Source organism: Brakhagea baltica (assembly GCF_052161605.1).
Lineage (GTDB): Bacteria > Planctomycetota > Planctomycetia > Pirellulales > Pirellulaceae > JBKCUI01.
In genome coordinates this window covers 1,181,046-1,200,095 of sequence record NZ_CP197409.1, presented here as the reverse complement: position 1 = coordinate 1,200,095, position 19,050 = coordinate 1,181,046, and the positions used below count along the sequence as shown (strand labels likewise).

The window sequence follows — 19,050 nt, the reverse complement described above, 5'->3', positions numbered from 1 at the left end:
AGTTACAGGGCAAAAAACGATGAGCGAAGATACCGACGTAATGTTCCGCATCGGGGTAATGGATCACCCGGAATCCAAGTCAGCCTTACAGAGCCTTGCATCCAGCGTAGAAGCGGCACAAGCCAGGATGACAGCGGGCGTTGATTCCATCGGCAGGACAGCCAGCAGGGTCTCGGGCCTAGTCGATTCCCTATCGAGTAACCTGGACCGGCTTAACAGTTCATCAGGTTCGATGCGTTCAGCAGTACCGGACTCCGTACAGCCAATGGGATCCGGAATCCGAGGCGGCGTACCCGATTCCGTGATTGCCCAGGTCGCAGCCTTTGACGCATCGATCAGCAAAGTTCAGGACCGATTGAGCAATCTTGACACGTCAGGTTTGAGCAAGTCGGTTAAAGGTTTCTTCACTGAGATCGAGTCTCTTTCGGCCAATACGGGGCAAGTCATCACCCAACAATGGGAATCCCAGCTTACGGGGATCGTGACATCGTTTTCGACCAGCATGGAGAAGCTATCCGAGAGTTCAGCCGCAGCGATGCGTGGACGTTCATCCGTTCCCGATGCTGTTCGACCTATGGGGGATGGTGTTTCCAGCGCCGTACCAGATGCAGTCGTTCAGCAAGCACAGGCGGCAGAAGACGCAATCGATTCCGTTCAGGCCAGGATCAACGATTTCGACGTTTCCGGAATGACTCGAGCAATGCAGAATGTCTTTGCTGAATTGGCCGTTGATTCGACTTCATCCGTTGATGAGATCGTCGAGCAGTTGGACAAGTCCGTTTCGTCGCTTGCGAGTAATGCGACAGCACAAGCCACGATAGCACGCGAGGCTTACGCCGGTTCAATGGTAGCCCATTCCGAAGCCTACGCAGCTATGGCGAAAGACCTAGACGGATATATCGCGAAAAACGGGTCCACTATGGACCAGATAGCGGCTAACTTGCGGATTGGAGAGGGGCATCTCCAGCGATACCGCGATGCGGCGGATAAGGCGACAGCCGACGCCGGTAAGAAGTTCGTTGAGGCCGGGATCAATGCAGCCCAGGTAGCGCGGGGGCTTGCTACTATCGGCCTAGTGTCGGAAGAAAACGCGGAAAAGATGCTTCGTTCCCTTGCCGTGATTCAAGGGACGTTCGATGTAGTTAAGGGCGGGATTAAGGCATATACCGATCTTTCGGACGGACTGAAAAAGGCCAGAGAAGCACAGCAGTTACTATCCCGAGCCCAGACGACACAAGCAGCGTTGGAGACTGCGCAGCTAGCAAGATTGAAGGCTTACCATGCTTCGTTAGTCCAGGAAGCGGCGGCGGCCAACACAGCAGCGGCTGCTAATGGTAGATTGGCAGCAAGTCGAGTAGCAGCGGGGGCGGCAGCCGGGGCTAGTGCAGCCGGGGGAGCTGGATCGATGCTTGGTAACTTGGCCGGCATGACCGGCTTACGCGGTGTTGCTTCAATGGCCGGTAGGGTTACACCACTCGCAGTTGCGGCGGTAGCAGGCAAAGCCGTTTACGACCATCAAACCGGATCATCCACTACCAGCGACAGTTCGATGCAGGCAATGACGATGCGTTTAGGTGCCTACCTTGCAAGGTTGACCGGCCAATTCGAACGGTTGGATTCCCCGATGAGTCGCTTTGCACGTGGGCTTTCCGATGTGAATGACCGAGTGTTCAGCATGATTCCGGGCGGTGACGTTCTCAGGGCAGCCGTTCCCCCATTGCATTTGGCCGGTGACATTGCGGGACTTGCAGCTTCACAGGCTGGAGTGGATCGGGGCCAGTTATCTTTAGACCGGAACCGCATCAACAATGAGGCAGACCGCGCAACAGCGAGAGCAGAAGCGGAAACGCAGCGGCAGTTAGCCCGAATGCGATATGCTGATAGTTCAGATTCGATTCGCCGGCAATCGGCATTGACCACCGAGCGGTTCAGCTTTCAGGACGGTGCCGGAGATCGGGATTTTGAGCGCGAGGCCTTACGAGACCGAATGAGGCTACGGACCGAGACCGATGAGGGGATTCTCGGTTCCGCAATGCTTGGTCAGTTATCGAAAAGCTCAATGCGAATGCGTTCCAGACCCAATGAGAATCTCGAGATGTTGGGAGGCGAAGCGGCAACCTATTCCTTGGCGGTTCAGGAGTACAGCAAGGCCAAGCAGGAGTTAGACAGGGCTCTTGCCTTCGCGGGGACCAGCGAGGAAGACCTAGCGTCAGCCATGAAGGAAGCCCAGCATTATCAGAACGAAGTGGTTCGTAGTCTTGAGAAGCAAGCCCAGCTTGCTCGCGCATACGGTACAGACCGTTTAGCGATCGAGCGGGAAATCCAGCAAACCATAATGACGGGCATCGACCAGCAGGGGGCCAAACTGGATGCACTTGAGGGTAGGCGGAAATCGGCAATGCGTTCCTTCGTGGACATGGACGCAATCGAACGGGATATGGCAACTCGGGCATTGGGTAAGGCACAGGCAGGCGGCGGGGCAGCGTTGAGCAAGATGGAGCGTGACCTACTCAGCCGCGTTGGAACCGATGAGACTTCGCGATTTGTCGATGAGTCAGTTGCATCGGATGCCAAGCGGTTGGGATTCGATACCACTTTCGGCAGTTCAATGGACATGACCAGAAAGCAGCTTGAGTCTACGAGACAACAGTTGGAAGCTCAGCTTCAAGCGTCGTTCGATGTTTCCATGAAAGTGGAAGCCGATACTGACAGAGTTGTGGATGCGATCCTACCGGAAGTGGAACGGGCAATCACCGAAATGTCAGAATCCGTGGAGCGTAAACTCCGAATTGAACTCCAAGACGTGAAGATGGAGATCAGTACCCAGCGAAGCAAGGATTGGGCAGCGGCTAAGCGTGGTTGATTTGAGGATGCGCATTTATGCCAATCCAGCCCATAGTTGAGGCTTGCTAACCTATTCCTACCCTTGGTGTTTTATTCCGAGGGTAGGAGGTGGCAATGCACAACGGGCGAATGGGGCGTAAGGTCAGTCAGCAGACCATCGAGAGAGCCCAGCAGCTATTTAAAAAAGGACTCACGCCGGTTATCGTAGCCAAACGTCTTGGTATTTCCGAGTCGATGGCGCGGAACATTCAGCGAGAGATCCCTAAGCCGGAGGTTACCGAGTCCACTGGTTGGAGTCAGTTACCCGAGTCGGGCGGATAGAGGATGTACCAATTGATACACCCTCAACAGCAGCCAGTTGACCGAGCCCGGATCAGCAGAGTAGATTACTTGGATCGAGCCAGCGCGGTGGCCTAGTATCCGTGACATGCGTGACGATCGGTACTACGACGCATTAGCCCCCAGCAGTAGTTGGGGGTTTTTTTATGCCCGCGCAGTGGCTTCGTTACTGTGACCCGTTGAGTCTTCCGGTAGTGTCAGTAGGGCCGATTCAGAGCTTTGACGGGATACCCGTTTAGCAGGCAAAAAAAGTATCCGGGAAAGTTCCCAGATAATCGGGAACAAAACGGGAAAAAGCTTGAAACCCTTGGGAAAACGTGTATAAACGTGAGACCGGGAAAACCGGGTCGAAAAGTGGTTTTGACCTGGAAAAACACTGAAAAAAGCTTGATTCGGCGGGCGTTTTCATAAGCCGTGTGTCGGTGGTTCGAGTCCACTCATCGCTACTTATCAAGTTACCAGTTAAAATTGCGTTAAATTTGATGCCAGTTTGTGCTTCCGTTCTGGGCAAATTAAGCCCAGAAGTCGGGAATGATCTCGATCGCTTCTAGTACAAGCGTTTCTAATGCAGATGAGTCTCCATCTGAGGGTATACACCCATCCAGACGCACGTAATGATCGATAGTGGGTGCTATCACTGGGGGCCCTGAGGTGGCAACTGTCTACACGCGAGTATTCGGGGTTGATTTTTACGAAAAAAGGAACCGCGAATCATACGAATAAAAAACCGATTCCTGCATTCGTTCTATTCGTGGTCGTCGTCTAAATCTGAACCTCCGAACCATCGACCGAGTTGTGGACTTCCACTACGGTCTTAACATTTGCCCAAGATAAAGGAGCAGAACAATAGAAAGCGGATTAAGAGAACGAATCCAACAGATTCAACGAGTCCAGTAAATGTTTACAGCGACAACGAGCTAGCCCCGAATCGGCTCTTCTCCGCTAAGCTACAGGAAATCCAATCCGTTGCCACCCTTATTCCTTTTCTTCGCAGCGGGTATGTCGCTGAAGGAAAGGGCATGGTAGGGAGGGCTATTTTGCGTAGCTTGAAACGAGAATCGCCGCAGGGCAAGCCTGCGGCATTTCAAGACGCATTGTTCCGATGCACAATGCATGAAACAGAAAAGTTGAATATTGCGTGCGCTTTATTTAACTACGTCGAGCAACTCAATCTCGAAGATCAAGGTCTCGTTGGGGCCGATCGCTGGCGGAGAACCTTGCTCACGATATCCCAACGCTGGTGGAATCGTTACCAACCATTTGTCGCCAACCTTCATTCGTTGCAGAGCTTCCGAAAAACCTGGAACAACTCGTTGCACCGGAAATCGAGCGGGTTCATTGCGTTGTATGGATGAGTCAAAAATTTCACCTTCGATGGTCTTGCCCTCGTAGTGAATGATGACTTCGTCGGCTACCGTTGGCTGCTTGCCGCTGCCCGATTTGAGCACTTTGTACTGCAAACCTGTCTTGGTGGTTTGCACGCCATCTTTCTTCTTGTTCTCTTCAAGGTACTGATTGGCTTTCTGCAAGTTGGCCTTGGCCAGCTCCAAGAACTCTTGCTGCATCTCTGCGGCTTTTTTCTGCATCAGGGCATCAAGTGATGCAACGCAAGCGTTGATTTGATCGTCTGTAAGTCGAATATCCTTCTTAGAGAGAGCATCGACAATTCCTGCTGCGAGCTCTTTCATGTCGAGCTCTTTGTCGGTGAATTTTTGGCCGGCCAACCGGCTGCCAAAATCGAAACCAATGAAGTAGCTGATGTCAGCGGTTGAGGCATTCGCCTTAGGTGGGTTGCCAACGATTATAGGAGCAGGTTTTTGCACGGCACCACCGACGTTTTCTTGAGCTTGTGAACCTAGTACGCTAACACCACCGATTACTAGGGCTAAGGTCGCTCTGATTTTCCAATACATACGAGAGATTTCCTTGGTCAACATTCGAAACGAACTGGGGCGGGATGGGGGGATTGGTTACAATCGGGCCTATGAGACTAACCCACACCGAAAATCGTACCCAGCCCATTTTTGTCCAAAATCTGGATCCAAACGGAAAAATCGCGCAAAGATTCCGATTTCGCCCAATTTTCCTCAATCAAATTCTCCCTAATTCTATAGCAAGCAGGATTTCTCTGCGAGCAAATGGGCTCCTCCAAGCGTTCGAGACTGGAACTCGCCATCTACGTGCAGAACCTGCGAAATGAAGGTATTCCTCCAACAGCTCCATCGGGATGCCAGCTCCTATTTGATGCTACAAAATGCTGGCCACTGGTTCTGGGAGCGAGGGTACGAGGTTGAACTTTTCTCGCTCGCAGATCTCAGCTCGGGAAATTTGGATCGAGAACTCCAAAATACGGCTGAGGACACGTTGCTTTTTGCTATTCCCGAGGTGATGCGGATGGCGCTGAGGCGATTGGACAAACGGGAACCACCCCTCTTTGAACTTCCAGACTGTCTCATGCCGTGGATTGGCCGATTCACATGGGAGACAACGCTCGGGCAAGTTCGCGAGCAAGTCGACTCGGAAATCAGCTTTAACCCCTTTCACATTCGCCCCCTCGACTCAAAACGGATCTTCAAGGGAACGATTGTCTATGGGCTACGGGATCTGATACCTTCTGCCTCCCTGGCCGATGAAACGCCGGTATTAGCACAACAAAAGGTGGAGTTCGCGTCTGAGTGGCGGGCCCTGGTATTTCGAGACAAAGTCATCCATCTTGCTCGAACCAGAGGGGATGTGCTCCGGTATCCGGATCGCGAGACGATGTTGGCCGCAATTAATGCATTCACGAATCGCCCCATCGTGTTCGGGATGGATTGGGGGATCACCCCCTCGGGACAAACCCAATTGATCGAGGTGAATGATGGAATCGCCGCCGGAAATCTCGGTATGCATGGCCAAGCCTATGTGGCTATGATCGAAGCGAAATGGCGAGAATGGATTGGCTTGTCCGACAACGGAATCGGTGACTGTTTCACTCGATGAAATTTTTAGGGCGGCTATTCCAGGCCGCTCACCGATGTACCTGCAAGCATTACAATCTCACTCTTCGGCAATGAACCGTTATTCGTTCTTTGCACGCTGTTGACTTAAATGTGCTCTGCCGCAAACCGTACACGAGCCCGAACCGACAACTCATCCTTTAGAGAAATTCCTGTGACCGAACCCTTGTCTACTTCTGCCCCGAATGAAAATGCTTCACGCCCCAAGCTTTTAGCCGACAAGTCCTTTTGGGGAATCGCTATTACACAGTTCCTCGGAGCCTTTAACGACAACCTTTACAAGCAAATGGTTTTGCTGATGTCGATTACGGCTGTCGCAGGCCAAGTCAGCGAGGACACCCAAGGTTACGCCACAGCGCTGTTCAGTTTGCCATTCGTGCTCCTGAGTGGATTCGCAGGTTATCTGTCGGATCGTTGGAGCAAGTCGAAAATCATCGTTCTTTGCAAGTTCGCGGAGATTGCAATCATGCTGCTGGCCATGTTTGCATTCTTGCAATACGCCAGGGTGGGAGCTTTTGGTACCTGGACCGTTTTGTTCTTGATGGGTACCCAAAGCGCCTTCTTCGGTCCTGGAAAATACGGTGCCTTGCCAGAACTATTCCGCAGGGAAGACCTGCCTCGGGCCAACGGACTGATCTTGATGTCCACCTTTTTGGCTATCATCCTGGGGGTGGTTTTTGCGGGCACGGTCAAGGACTTGCTGACAACCAGAGATGAAGCTGGAAACGAGGATTTCAGTAGCCTTTGGATTGGTTCTCTAATTTGCATCGGCATCGCTATCGCAGGAACGATCACTTCGTTGTTGATTCGATACACGAAACCGGCACAACCAGAAGCTAAAGTCAGCTGGGAGGATATCGGAGTAAGCCCTTCCATTCGCGCGTTACTCTGGAGAGATCGTCCGCTTTTAGCAGCACTGATCGTTTCCAGTGCATTTTGGCTCGTGTCGGGTGTTGTTATGCCGACGGTTAACGCACTCGGCAAAGCCCAATTGCAACTTAACAGCGACACCAAGACGAGCATTCTTACCGGTGCCCTCGCGATTGGGATTATCATCGGCTCTGTTCTAGCCAATATCGTTTTCAAAAGAAAATCGGCCACGTTCCAAGTCCTCTGCGGAACTATCGGCATGATTTTATCGCTCGTGGTTACAGGTCTATGGAAGCAAGGAGGGGAACACCTGCTAGGCTACTGGGGGGCATTGCTGGGGCTGATTTCGTGTGGAATGTTTGCCGCGATCTTTATTCTCCCGATACAAGTCTTCATGCAAAGCCGACCACCAGCGGAGGCCAAGGGCAGAATGATCGGCACGATGAACCTCGTGAATTTCATAGGGCTGCTCTTGGCTGGGCCGCTCTATCAAATTTTTTTGAAGATCACTCAAACTTTAGGCTGGCCTGTCTCGGCGGTCTTTATCATGCTTACGGTATTGCTGATACCGATTGCAATCCGCTTTCGCATGCCGAGCAATTCAACGGTATCGACGGTAACCCCTCCGCAACCAACATCCGACTGAGGTCGTTATATGGCCTGTGTGTATAATCCAGGCTAAATTGTCAACCCTCAGTTCTCATCTCGGCCCCTACCTTCCTCAAACCGCTGTGAATATGAACCAGTCCATCATCCGTGCATTGCTATCGGCGACTCTCTTGCTAGGAAATTTCTTTACGGGCTTGGCCTTGGGCTGGTGCGCTCCGCAGCAGAGCGAAGAAACCTACGAAGTCCATCCAGACTCAGTCAAGAAGCCCGGTGTCCCAGAAGGCAAAATCGAAGGCCCTTTCACTTGGAAAAGCACCATCTATCCTGGCACCGTTCGCGACTACTACCTTTACGTTCCGCAGCAGTATGAGCCATCCAGGCCAGCGTGCACTTTTATCGTTCAAGACGGAATCAATCGCGCTCGCGAATGGAAACTGCCTACGGTTATGGACAATCTCATAGCATCAGGAGAAATGCCGGTCACGATCGGGATCTTTGTCGATCATGGAATTGTTCCCGCGCCAAACGAGAACTCGCAACCGCGATTCAATCGGAGCTTTGAGTACGATAGCCTGGGGGACCGTTATGCGAGATTTCTTTTGGAGGAATTGTTGCCTGAGGTGAGTCGATCTTACAATCTGAGCACGGATCCCAACGATCGCTCGATCGGCGGAGCATCATCTGGAGCGATTTGCGCCTTTAACGCAGCCTGGGAACGCCCCGACGAATTTCGCCGAGTCGTTAGTACGATCGGTACTTATGTTGGCCTGAGAGGTGCCGACGAGGTTTCCACTCTGGTTCGTAAAACGGAGCCCAAGCCGTTGCGGATCTTCCTTCAAGATGGTTCGACCGACCTCGATATCTATGCAGGCAGTTGGTGGGTCGCAAATTTGCAAATGCTTTCGGCGCTAGAGTACGCCGGCTACGACGTGCATCACGTTTGGGGCGAAGGAGGGCATAATGGCAAACATGCTGCTGCGATCATGCCTGACGCGTTGCGTTGGATATGGAAGGACTATCCTCAACCGATTCAAGCCAGCAATCCCTCCAAGGCCCGAGTCAATCTCCTCATTCCCGACCATGATTGGGAGCTTGTTGCCGAGGGATACCAGTTCACCGAGGGGCCAGCAGTAGGCATCAATGGTGAGGTCTACTACGTTGACGTGCCAAACTCAAAGATCTACGTCGCGCGAGATAATGGCTACGAGGTCAACGTGTCGGTGTTTGTCGAAGATTCGCAGGGGGCGAGCGGATTGATGCTCGGCCCAGACCGCAAACTCTACGCTTGTCAAAGCAAATCGCAACGAATCGTTCGCTACGATACAGATGGCAACGAGGAGCTCATCGTTGACAATTCACCCTGCAACGATCTGGTCGTTTATTCGGGGGGCATCTACTACACGGATCCTGGCAACAAAAAGATTTTTCATGTAAGTTTCGACGGTGTTAAGAAAGAAGTCGACCAGGGGCTCGGGTTTGCGAACGGTTTGATTCTCTCCGCTGACCAGAGCTTTTTACTCGTCGCTGATTCCAACGCGATTCACACCTATTCGTACCAGATTCAACCCGATGGTTCGCTGTTGCACAAACAGGAATATGGTTACCTGCACATCCCTCACGGAGCCACCAAGAGTTCCGCCGATGGGATGACGATGGATGATCAAGGCCGATTGTATGTAGCCACCGCCTTGGGAGTGCAGATTCTTGATCAGCTAGGCCGAGTTAACCAAATTCTGAATAAGCCTCAAAATGCTTTCTTGAGCAACGTATGTTTCGGTGGAGCCGATCGCGATTGGCTCTGGGTAACTTGTGGAGACAAAGTTTACCGCCGCAAAGTGGCTGGCAAAGGAGTAGTCTCGTGGGAGTCACCGACCAAGCCGCCGAGACCAGGCCTATAAACTAGGTCGCAGCCACGAAACTACCAATGACGATTGGCCGGGTTCCGGTTAGACTAGGCATTCGAAATAAGGTGAATGTCTGGTATCGGTCAATCTAACGCGTGGAGAATTTGTGAGTCAGTCATTTTTTGAGCAGCTTCAGCAAACATCCGTCGAATCGGGCCCTTTGGCGGCTGCGCTGCTCGTCGCGGATCGAATGAGAGCAGCCGGACGTTACCCGGAGCTTTTTGAGGCCCTCAAAATGCTACATCGGATCGAGTTAGGCCTACCCGCCGTTAACACCACGAATCTAGCCACTGGTACTCCAGATCCGATTTCCGATGAATTACAGGATCAGCTCGACAAGAAGCTTATAGATGCATGTCGAGAAGTCGGCGTGGCTCTCATGAAACAGGGCAAGCTGCAAGAGGGGTGGATGTACCTACGTGCAGTCGGGGATCGCAAAGCCACCAGTGAGGCTATGCGACACGTAGCTATTACCCAAGACAACCTCGATACGTTTCTTGGGCTGCTGGTACACGAGGGAGTGGACGTCCGCTGGGGCACTGAACTTTCCCTTTCGATGCGTGGCACTTGCAACACGATCACCATGCTCGACAGCGTCGTCTCCATGCATGGTCGCGCGGACCAGCAAGCGGCGGTCGAGGCTCTCGTCCATCACGTTCACAAGGAATTACTGAACAGTCTTAAATCGGATCTCGAGCGACGAGAATCCTGGGCAGCCGACCATCCGGAGCGGCAAGCGACAACGCTGGAGGAATTGCTACAGAGTCGACCGAATTTGTTGCGGGATGGGGCTTACCATTTGGATACGACCCACCTGGCCTCCACAGTTCGGTTCGCCAAGATTCTCGATAACCAGGAAGCCCTCAGGCTGGCTTTGGATTTGGCTAACTATGGCAAGCGTCTTCATCCGCAGTATCAATATGCCAGCGATGAGCCGTTTGCAGATCTGTATCCGATGTCGATCGCCTTTTTCCGAGCTTTGCTAGGGGATCATGTCGATGTCGCACTCAAGGTCTTTTTGCAGAAAGCGGAATCGATCGATCCGGAGGAGCTAGGGACAATTGCTATCGAAACCTACGCGGATCTTTTAGCTCGAGTTGGTCGTACAGAGGAGGCAATGAAGTTCTTAATCAAGAAGATGCCCCGAGGAATGCGACCGTTTGGAATCGCACCTTCGCTCATCGATTTGGCAGAGCATTCGGGATGCTTTGAGACCATGATGAATCACGCAAAGGAACGAATCGATGAGATAGGATTCACGGCAGCCTTGCTTCAGAAGCTTACCAGCTTGCGATAGACTTTTGCAATTCTGCGGGCCATCTGTTCATCGGAGAATTTATCTTGATGGCGCTCGTAAGCACGGGTGCTCATATTTGTCCATTCACTCCGGCTTTGCACAAAGGACTCGATCTGAGTCGCGAGAGAGGCTGCATCTGCCGGTTCAGCGAGTAGGCCTTCGATGCCGTGCCGAATAATTTCGGGGGTTCCCTCTACCTTGGTAGCAATGACCGGAACACCAACCGCTAAGGCTTCTAGGACAACCATCGGCATACCTTCACCAAAAAGGCTCGGCAGGACCATCGCATCCAAGCTTCGCATGGCTTTCGGTACATCTTTCGTGAACCCCAGGAATCTAACCTGATTTCTTAGCCCTAGAGAATCAACTAATTTGTTGACGGAAGCCTCGTAATCGGCTGTTTCGAATGGTCCAATCACATCCAATGAAACGTTTTGGTTGGAGGGATTTATTTGTGCGAGTGCTTCTAACAGGACCTCGATTCCTTTGCGAGGCCGGACCAATGCCACCATACCTAACCGCCAATGGTTATCGTTGATTCGTGAGAACGGATCAATGGGCTCTTGGCTAGGCACGCCGTTGGGGACGCAGGTAATTCGATGGCGGGAATATCCTCTTTTGAGCATCTCGCGACGTAGCGATTTTGAGACGGTGACAATATGGTCGCAGCTCAGCAGTGAGGCACGTTCAACTAAGTCATTGATACGATTGATCATTGCCCGAGTGGAATCGCGTGCCGTGGGTGAATGCACATGAAAGACCCAAGGGATTCCTAGTTTGCGGGCCACAACATTGGCTACCATGGCGCCGCGTGGAGTATGGGCGTGCAATAGGTCCACGTTGAGACCGCGAGAAAGCGAGGTGATGCGGGATACAGCCCGCCAATCGAGACGTGATCGCATCGGTTCGATCAATACGCGATCCGAATCCAATCCGCAATGGTCCTGAAACTTGCCTGGCTTCAAACAGACAAAATAGGGATCGATGCATTCGTCGGGTAAGCGTTTTCCGAGCAACTGTTGAACACGTTCGGCACCCGAAAAGTGCTCGCCATTGATGATGTGAAGAACACCGATTGGCTTTTGTGCCGACGGCATGATGTCTCTGGGCTCAACGTCGTAACACAGGTCGTTACCGTTCACCACGGTAGCTTGGGAGGAGAGACTTGGCATACGAGTATAGGTGGGGACAAGAAAACCCATGAGATGTTTATCGCGACGAGTGGAAAAGAGAATAGTCCGAGAAAGCTTAGCTCATAACCTGAATTGCTAGCTTTGATGAAAGTCTTTTTTTGATAGTTAAGCTCTTCGCAAACGGTACAAACCGAAAATTCGATCTAGGTGGATGCTTTCAAAGTTGCTACTCTCCCTGGCATTCGGTGGGTTCGATGGGAACGAAGGAGTTTTCTCGTCGAGCAACGCGGTACACACAACCCAACACTCTGAGGTCGGGCGGCGCAATTCCATAGCGTACGGTTTGGCAACTCAGAACAAGTCACGGACTCGACAAAATGAAGATTTGGATTCGATCAATTGGCTTCGCGGCAGGACTTAAGTGTGCTCTTGCCTCCTGTTTGCTTTTCGCCCAATCAGGTTACAACACCTCTGGCAGTACGAACCAACCTGGCCAACTTGGCCAACCAAATCGACCAGCCGGGCAGCAGATGCAACCCGTGCAATCCGGCAACCCGCTTCAGACGCGGCAGCAATTGGATCCCAACCTCAACCCTGGCTTGCTGCAATCAAGAGCACAGCAGGCTGGTGGGCCTGTCGATTACCAAAAGAATGCGAAGATAGTTGTGGTCAAGGATCCTTACCAAAAGAATCCGATTTCGCCGCAAGAACAAGAGTACATCGACCAGTTGCTTGACTACTGGGAGAAGAGCACCAAAAATCTCCAGCGTCTTTCCTGTGACTTTAAGTTGTTCGAATACAACTCCAACGCCCCATTCGTTCAAGAGCTAGCTCAACAAACCGGCCTCGATGTCCGCCAAATCAAATACAAAGCCTCGCAAGGGGTGGTTCGGTACATGATGCCCGACAAGGGGATGTACAAAGTCGATATGGCGATTGCGTTGACGGGAAAACTGGACAAGAACGGTCAGCCTGAAATGCTTAGTTCAGAGCATTTAGACCAAGACTATTGGATCTGTGATGGAGAAACCATCCATCAGTACGACCGGGTCAACAAAAAGGTAACGCACTACGTCATCCCCGCCGACTTGCGCGGCACCAACATCATGGAAACCCCGTTGCCGTTCCTTTTTGGGATCGAGAAAAACAAGGTAAAGGAGCGATTTTGGATTCGTGCATTGCAACCACCTCCTTTGGCTAACGGTCAACCCAACAATGACATGTTCCTCATCGAAGCTCATCCTAAATTTCTCCAAGATGCGCAGAACTACTCGAAGGTCCATATTTACCTTGATCGCAAGGAGTTTTTACCCTTGGCTTTGATCAAGTATGGGACAGATCACGTAGATGAGCCAGGCGATCTGCTGACGGACAGCCGCGAGTACTTCGAATTTTCTAATCGCGTTCGGGATGCCAATTTGCTTCAGAAGTTCAGTGAAACGTTGTTCCGTCAGCAGTTTATCCCACTGCAGGTTCCCGCTGGCTGGACGGAAGAGACGAAAGAATACACTCCCGTTGCTACGGAAGATGTCATTGCAGAGCAGATGAGGAATCCGGCGGGGCAACAAACTCTAGGCCAGTTCAACAGTGAAGTTCCCGGTAATCCGAATCCGGGAGGTCAAGTTCCTGGATCTGCTGCGGCGCCGCCGTCGAATTCACTCAGGAAGTAAGAATGGTTTCGTTCAAGCGAGCTCTTCTCACGCTTGGATGGATAGTGGTCGCCGGCTGTGCAACATGGAAGCCTTCCGGCGATCAGCCTCCACCCATAAGTGGAGGTATTCAAGCAACGCCCATCCCGAGTGATGCAGTCGCCATCGAAGCGATTATTCTCAGGCTCGATCCCGAACAATCGCCCAGGCTAACTGAGCTATGGAGTCTGGCTGATGAACAAATTCTATCACCGGAGCAACGGCTGTTGCTCGACAGCAACGGAATAAGGGCAGGCAAGCTTACGATTGTACCTCCTGTGCTGGAGACTTGGATTCGAGAAACCGGGGAGCGTCAGTCGCAAGATACGATGGAGCAAGCTGGCTTAACTGCTGATGTCAAGTCGATGTCGTATCATCTGAGGTGCCGCGTGAACAGCATTAAGGAGATCTCTTTGCGTGAGTTGGGCGAAGAACGTGTAACCCTTTTTTATACTGCCGATGGTTTGAAAGGGCGGCATCTGAGTCGGCCCAGATTCTTTTTCAAGCTAGCGGCGTCTCCCGACGAACGCGGTGGAGCCAAATTGCGACTTTCACCCGAGATTGAGCATGGAGAGTTGAAAAGCAAGGTGGTCGTACGAGAAGCTGCATTGAGAAATATCTCGGAACGTGAATTCATGAGCTTTCCCGATTTTGATATTCAAAGCAAGCTCCAGCGTGGCGAAATATTGGTGATCGGGCCGACTCCAGATCGCAAGGGGATTGGAGCTGAGTTCCTGCACAGCTTGACACAAGATCGCAAACATGAGCCCGTTCTTCTATTGTTGCGAGTGGCTCAGACCGGCGCCGACAATACGTTCGCAACAACCGATGCGAGGAACAAGAATCCTCTTTAACACAAACACAAGCAATCCGCTCACATGTCGTAATTTCCTAGGATCATGATGCAAACGTTCGGCGTGCCATGATATCTTTACCAATCGTCAACATTTCGTCGCAGTCTAGGAACCTCGTATTCGACTCAAAGAGTGATGCCACGGAAGCTTTATGGATCTTCATTTTCAAGCCTCCAACTCCAAGTGCGCCATAGTCAAATCGACCGGCTCTATCTACCCCTTTATCCATAATGCCAATGCCTTCGATGCCGGCGGGTGGAACCGCGTTGAGATCGATGGCAACTTTCAATGATCGAGCGCGAATCAACTGGATCGTTGGTAGCAATCGTACTCCTGCGGCACCGCAAGCGAAAACCGCTTGCGATTGCGACAAGGCCGCTTCCAAAGCATCATCGTTCTCAGACTCTAGCATAAAGAGTCGGTCGACGTTGGCATTGGATTTACCGATTTGAAGAATGGTCTCTTTCGCTCGTTCTAAAGTCCGAGATCCAACATAAACTTTGCCCCCTGCGTTCGCCAATATTCGGCACACTCGCTGCCCAACTGGCCCTGTCGCTCCCAATACGACCGATGTGGAGCCAGCGATTTCCATGTGCGACCCGGCACACAACACCGCTGCCGCTGCGGTGGAGTTCGCTCCGTTGCTGTCGAGCATGATGGAAACGCGAAAAGGTTCAAACAAGGTATCACGAGCAGCCGCAGCAATGGCTTCACCATGAGCAACGCTGCTGCCTCCTACAAAGATGGCTGTATTCTTTAGATCGTTCGGGCCACGCGTGTACATCGCACCATGCACCAAGCTTTTCACGTCGTCGGGCTTAACATTCGAGTACTGCAGGAGATGCTCGGCACCCGCATCAATCGCAACGACCGCATCAAACGAACTGGCTTGAGGATCGGTGTCGAGCTGGATCAAAATTTTTTGCTTAGCCATTGCAGAATACTTTCAATTTCGTTGGGATTGCCGGGCCTACAGAGAAGACAATGTATCGCTTCCTGTAAGCCCAATCGTATTGCGAAGTCGACAGAAAAGGGCTAAGTATCCTACCAGCTTTCCTTCGTTTTCGGAACGCACTCGCAAGCCAGACCTAACGAAACGGTGTTAAACCTTTGGGGTGAATGCCACCGGAAACGGATTGTTAGGTCGCAAGCTTCTTGTACTTGAATCTTCGAGGTTCTACGTCGCTGATTCCAAGTCGTTCTTTGCGTTGTTGTTCGTAGGTGTCGAAGTTTCCTTCGCACCAGTGGACGTAGCCGTCACCCTCAAAAGCCAAAATGTGAGTGGCAATTCGGTCCAAAAACCAACGATCGTGAGAGATTACCACAACGCAGCCCGCAAAGCTTGAAATCGCTTCTTCGAGAGCACGAAGGGTATCAACGTCGAGGTCGTTGGTTGGTTCGTCCAACAACAGCACATTGCAGCCACGCCGCAGAAGCTTGGCTAAATGGACTCGATTTCGCTCCCCACCGGAAAGGACACCGACCTTTTTCTCTTGATCCGTTCCCTTAAAGTTGAACTTGGAGACGTAGGCTCGCGAATTGATCCGCTTGCCTCCCATTTCCAACCAATCGAGCCCACCAGAAATTTCTTGGTAGATCGTACTGTTATCGTCCAGCGAATCCCTCGATTGATCAACGTATCCCAGCTCGACGGTCTCACCTACGCGCAACGTCCCTGAGTCAGGCTTGTCCTGCCCGGTGATCATGCGAAAGAGAGTCGTCTTGCCTGCACCGTTCGGGCCGATGACACCAACGATTCCCCCGGCTGGTAACCGGAACGTCAAGTTGTCGATGAGCACTTTGTCGTTGAAGGCTTTGCTCATTCCCTCCGCGTGGACCACGACCTCACCTAAATGTTTTCCAGGCGGAATTTGAATTTCCAGCTCCTCTGGTCGTTCCTCAAACTGCTGAGCGGCCAAGCTTTCGTAAGCGTTGATACGGGCTTTGTTCTTCGCCTGCCGCGCGCGAGGCGACATCCGAATCCACTCGAGTTCCTTCTCCAACGTTTTCTGACGGGCAACCGCCGACTTTTGCTCAATCGCAAGTCGTTTTTGCTTCTGCTCAAGCCATGAGGTGTAATTCCCTTCGAAAGGAAATCCAGAACCGCGATCCAGTTCTAGAATCCACTGAGCTACATTGTCTAAGAAGTAACGATCGTGCGTTACAGCCACAACGGTACCTGGATACTTGGCGAGATGTTGTTCCAACCAATGGACCGCTTCTGCATCCAAGTGGTTAGTGGGTTCGTCGAGCAACAAGAGGTCCGGTTGCTGAATCAACAGCTTGCAAAGAGCAACCCGTCGTCGCTCACCACCAGAAAGCTTGCTGACATCGGCGTCTCCCGGAGGGAGATTCATGACCGCCATGGAATGTTCGACTTGTCGATCGAGCTCCCACAAATTTTGAGTATCGATGATGTCCTGCAGCTTAGCCATCTCGTCGCAAAGCTTTTCCATCTGCTTGTCATCGGTGACGTCACCCAGCATGCAACTGATCTCGTTGAAGCGATCGAGCACTTTACGGCGTGGTGCAACGGCCTCCTCAACATTTCCCTGGACATCTTTTTCGGGATTCAGTTGAGGTTCTTGGGACAGGTAGCCGGCGACAAACCCGTTGGTAAGTTTTGCCACTCCGTCAAAGTTCTTATCGTCACCCGCCATGATACGTAGCAGTGTACTTTTTCCAGCACCGTTCGATCCCAGCACGCCAATCTTGGCCCCCGGATAAAACGATAACCAGATGTTCTTCAGCACTTCCTTTTGGCCGTGCCGCTTGGTCAAATCCTCTATCTGAAAAATGTATTGTCGATTCATTTTGGCTTCCTATTCCCATTCAATTGTGGCTGGTGGTTTGCTGCTGATATCGTAGCAGACACGATTTACGCCCCGTACTTCGTTTATAATTCTCGTTGAGATGCGTGCGAGCAAATCGTAGGGGAGATGGCTCCAGTCAGCGGTCATGAAGTCGTCCGTGTTGACACACCGGACCGCAACAGCACGCTCATACGTCCGCGCATCACCCATAACTCCTACACTCTGCGATTCGAGCAGCACCGCGAATGCCTGTGAGGTTTGGCGGTACAGCCCTGCATTTTTGATTTCGCTCACGACGATCTCGTCCGCTTCTCGTAAAATCGCGAGCTTTTCACGTGTGATTTCCCCCAAACATCGCACAGCAAGCCCTGGGCCTGGAAAGGGGTGTCGCCAAACCAAGTGCTCCGGCAGGCCCAGCTCCATTCCCAGCTTACGAACCTCGTCTTTGAACAAATCTCGAAGCGGTTCGATGAGTTCGAAACCGAGCTGCTCTGGTAGACCACCCACGTTGTGGTGCAGTTTGATCGTAGCAGCTGGACCATCCGGGGCCGCTCCACTTTCAATGACGTCGGGATAGAGCGTTCCTTGGGCCAAGAATTTCGCTCCATTGATCTTCTCTGCCTCGAGCTTGAAGCAATCGATAAACGAATAACCGATGCGACGGCGTTTCTCCTGCGGTTCTTTGATCCCATCGAGTTCGCCCAAAAATCGATCGCTCGCGTCTACAACTCGCAAGTCTGCCTTAAAATGGTTCGTAAACTCGGAAATGACAGCTGTCTGCTCGTCCTTTCGGAGCAATCCATTGTCAATCAGAATGCAAGTCAACTGCGGGCCGATCGCTTTGTATAGCAACGCTGCTGTCACAGAAGAGTCGACCCCTCCTGACAAGCCACAAATGACGCGGTCTTCGCCAACAATCCCTCGAATATGTTCAATCGCACGGTGGGCGAAGTCGCTCAAGTGCCATTTGCCTTCGCAGTGCGCAATGTTGTAGAGAAAGTTATGAATCAGTGCGCTGCCCAAGGAGGTGTGAGAGACCTCCGGGTGGAATTGCAATCCATAGATGGGTTTGGTCTTGTGTCGAACGGCAGCAAAGGGACATGTGGGAGTCGAAGCAAGAATGTCGAACGATTCCGATAGATCGTTGACTTGATCGCCGTGACTCATCCATACATCGATCTCGTGTGGGAAGCCGGCGAACAATCGTTCCATCGATTTAACTTGCAGTCGAGAGCGTCCAAATTCACGCTGGGAACAACTCTCCACTTTGCCCCCCCAGCTCTGGGAAAGCAGTTGCATACCATAGCAAATTCCAAGAATGGGTATCCCAAGCTCAAAGATTGCAGGATCGCATTTTGGGGCGTTAGCATCATAAACGCTCGAAGGCCCACCGGAGAAAATGATTGCGGCAGGAGCCCGAGACTTCACTGTTTCCGCTGAGATATCATGACGAACGATTTCGCAGTAGACGTTCTGTTCGCGAACACGCCGTGCGATCAGTTGAGCGTACTGGGACCCAAAATCGAGGACTAGGACTCGCTCGCTAATGAGATCTGGTGCTGTATTGTTCATGAAATCCTGATCTTTTGAGATGCGATCCTCGGTGCGAGAAAAAGAAATGGATATCTTTCTAAATCGGACAGCGAGATCGCCTATCTTTATCCCTGAGAAAACGCGAGATTATAGCAATTCGAGGTGCA

General features: G+C 51.9%; 13 protein-coding genes. 8 read left to right on the top strand and 5 right to left on the bottom strand.

Annotated features, from left to right (window positions below; genetic code table 11):
* Positions 1-19 precede the first annotated feature (19 nt).
* Positions 20-2,863, top strand: a complete 2,844-nt coding sequence (locus SH449x_RS04735; RefSeq protein WP_482380173.1) for a hypothetical protein — start codon at positions 20-22, stop codon at positions 2,861-2,863.
* Between the two features lie 95 nt (positions 2,864-2,958).
* Positions 2,959-3,165 (top strand): hypothetical protein, encoded by a 207-nt coding sequence (locus tag SH449x_RS04730; protein ID WP_482380172.1) that lies wholly within the window; start codon positions 2,959-2,961, stop codon positions 3,163-3,165.
* A gap of 1,163 nt (positions 3,166-4,328) precedes the next feature.
* On the opposite strand, the gene bamJ is transcribed toward SH449x_RS04730, so the two are convergent.
* Positions 4,329-5,096 (bottom strand): BamJ family beta-barrel-assembly machinery protein, encoded by a 768-nt coding sequence (gene bamJ / locus SH449x_RS04725; RefSeq protein ID WP_482380171.1) that lies wholly within the window; start codon positions 5,094-5,096, stop codon positions 4,329-4,331.
* 283 nt (positions 5,097-5,379) lie between these two features.
* Here bamJ and SH449x_RS04720 point away from each other — a divergent pair, with 283 nt between their 5' ends.
* From SH449x_RS04720 to SH449x_RS04705, 4 genes are all read left to right on the top strand, one after another.
* Positions 5,380-6,165: an ATP-grasp domain-containing protein gene (locus SH449x_RS04720; RefSeq protein WP_482380170.1), complete on the top strand. Its 786-nt coding sequence runs from the start codon at positions 5,380-5,382 to the stop codon at positions 6,163-6,165.
* Between the two features lie 171 nt (positions 6,166-6,336).
* Complete coding sequence (locus SH449x_RS04715) at positions 6,337-7,698, top strand: MFS transporter (protein ID WP_482380169.1); 1,362 nt, start codon at positions 6,337-6,339, stop codon at positions 7,696-7,698.
* 91 nt (positions 7,699-7,789) lie between these two features.
* On the top strand, positions 7,790-9,559 hold the full coding sequence (locus tag SH449x_RS04710) for an SMP-30/gluconolactonase/LRE family protein (RefSeq protein WP_482380168.1): 1,770 nt from the start codon (positions 7,790-7,792) through the stop codon (positions 9,557-9,559).
* Between the two features lie 112 nt (positions 9,560-9,671).
* A complete protein-coding gene (locus SH449x_RS04705; protein ID WP_482380167.1) occupies positions 9,672-10,862 on the top strand; it encodes a hypothetical protein in 1,191 nt (396 codons plus the stop codon).
* Here the strand turns inward: SH449x_RS04705 and SH449x_RS04700 are convergent.
* On the bottom strand, positions 10,838-12,034 hold the full coding sequence (locus SH449x_RS04700; protein WP_482380166.1) for a glycosyltransferase: 1,197 nt from the start codon (positions 12,032-12,034) through the stop codon (positions 10,838-10,840). The genes SH449x_RS04705 and SH449x_RS04700 overlap by 25 nt on opposite strands.
* A 338-nt stretch (positions 12,035-12,372) precedes the next feature.
* On the opposite strand from SH449x_RS04700, the gene SH449x_RS04695 reads away from it, so the two are divergent.
* Together SH449x_RS04695 and SH449x_RS04690 are read left to right on the top strand one after the other, a co-directional pair.
* A complete protein-coding gene (locus SH449x_RS04695) occupies positions 12,373-13,665 on the top strand; it encodes a hypothetical protein (protein WP_482380165.1) in 1,293 nt (430 codons plus the stop codon).
* A gap of 2 nt (positions 13,666-13,667) precedes the next feature.
* Positions 13,668-14,537, top strand: coding sequence for a hypothetical protein (locus SH449x_RS04690; RefSeq protein WP_482380164.1), 870 nt, complete (start codon positions 13,668-13,670; stop codon positions 14,535-14,537).
* 43 nt (positions 14,538-14,580) lie between these two features.
* Here the strand turns inward: SH449x_RS04690 and SH449x_RS04685 are convergent, their stop codons facing one another.
* The 3 genes from SH449x_RS04685 to guaA form a co-directional block, all read right to left on the bottom strand.
* Entirely contained in the window at positions 14,581-15,471 is an 891-nt protein-coding gene (locus tag SH449x_RS04685; RefSeq protein ID WP_482380163.1) for an NAD(P)-dependent methylenetetrahydromethanopterin dehydrogenase, read from the bottom strand.
* Positions 15,472-15,676: 205 nt separating this feature from the next.
* The gene (gene ettA, locus SH449x_RS04680; RefSeq protein WP_482380162.1) at positions 15,677-17,350 is read right to left on the bottom strand and encodes an energy-dependent translational throttle protein EttA; all 1,674 of its coding nucleotides are present in this window, start codon (positions 17,348-17,350) and stop codon (positions 15,677-15,679) included.
* Between the two features lie 9 nt (positions 17,351-17,359).
* Positions 17,360-18,922: a glutamine-hydrolyzing GMP synthase gene (gene guaA, locus SH449x_RS04675; RefSeq protein ID WP_482380161.1), complete on the bottom strand. Its 1,563-nt coding sequence runs from the start codon at positions 18,920-18,922 to the stop codon at positions 17,360-17,362.
* Positions 18,923-19,050: the final 128 nt, after the last annotated feature.

What these genes read in the sequence shown, in the direction of transcription:
- SH449x_RS04735 (WP_482380173.1), top strand. Translation starts at nt 20, where the DNA reads ATGAGCGAAGATACCGACGTAATGTTCCGCATCGGGGTAATGGATCAC.
- SH449x_RS04730 (WP_482380172.1), top strand. Translation starts at nt 2,959, where the DNA reads ATGCACAACGGGCGAATGGGGCGTAAGGTCAGTCAGCAGACCATCGAG.
- bamJ (WP_482380171.1), bottom strand. Translation starts at nt 5,096, where the DNA reads ATGTATTGGAAAATCAGAGCGACCTTAGCCCTAGTAATCGGTGGTGTT.
- SH449x_RS04720 (WP_482380170.1), top strand. Translation starts at nt 5,380, where the DNA reads ATGAAGGTATTCCTCCAACAGCTCCATCGGGATGCCAGCTCCTATTTG.
- SH449x_RS04710 (WP_482380168.1), top strand. Translation starts at nt 7,790, where the DNA reads ATGAACCAGTCCATCATCCGTGCATTGCTATCGGCGACTCTCTTGCTA.
- SH449x_RS04700 (WP_482380166.1), bottom strand. Translation starts at nt 12,034, where the DNA reads ATGCCAAGTCTCTCCTCCCAAGCTACCGTGGTGAACGGTAACGACCTG.
- SH449x_RS04695 (WP_482380165.1), top strand. Translation starts at nt 12,373, where the DNA reads ATGAAGATTTGGATTCGATCAATTGGCTTCGCGGCAGGACTTAAGTGT.
- SH449x_RS04690 (WP_482380164.1), top strand. Translation starts at nt 13,668, where the DNA reads ATGGTTTCGTTCAAGCGAGCTCTTCTCACGCTTGGATGGATAGTGGTC.
- SH449x_RS04685 (WP_482380163.1), bottom strand. Translation starts at nt 15,471, where the DNA reads ATGGCTAAGCAAAAAATTTTGATCCAGCTCGACACCGATCCTCAAGCC.
- ettA (WP_482380162.1), bottom strand. Translation starts at nt 17,350, where the DNA reads ATGAATCGACAATACATTTTTCAGATAGAGGATTTGACCAAGCGGCAC.
- guaA (WP_482380161.1), bottom strand. Translation starts at nt 18,922, where the DNA reads ATGAACAATACAGCACCAGATCTCATTAGCGAGCGAGTCCTAGTCCTC.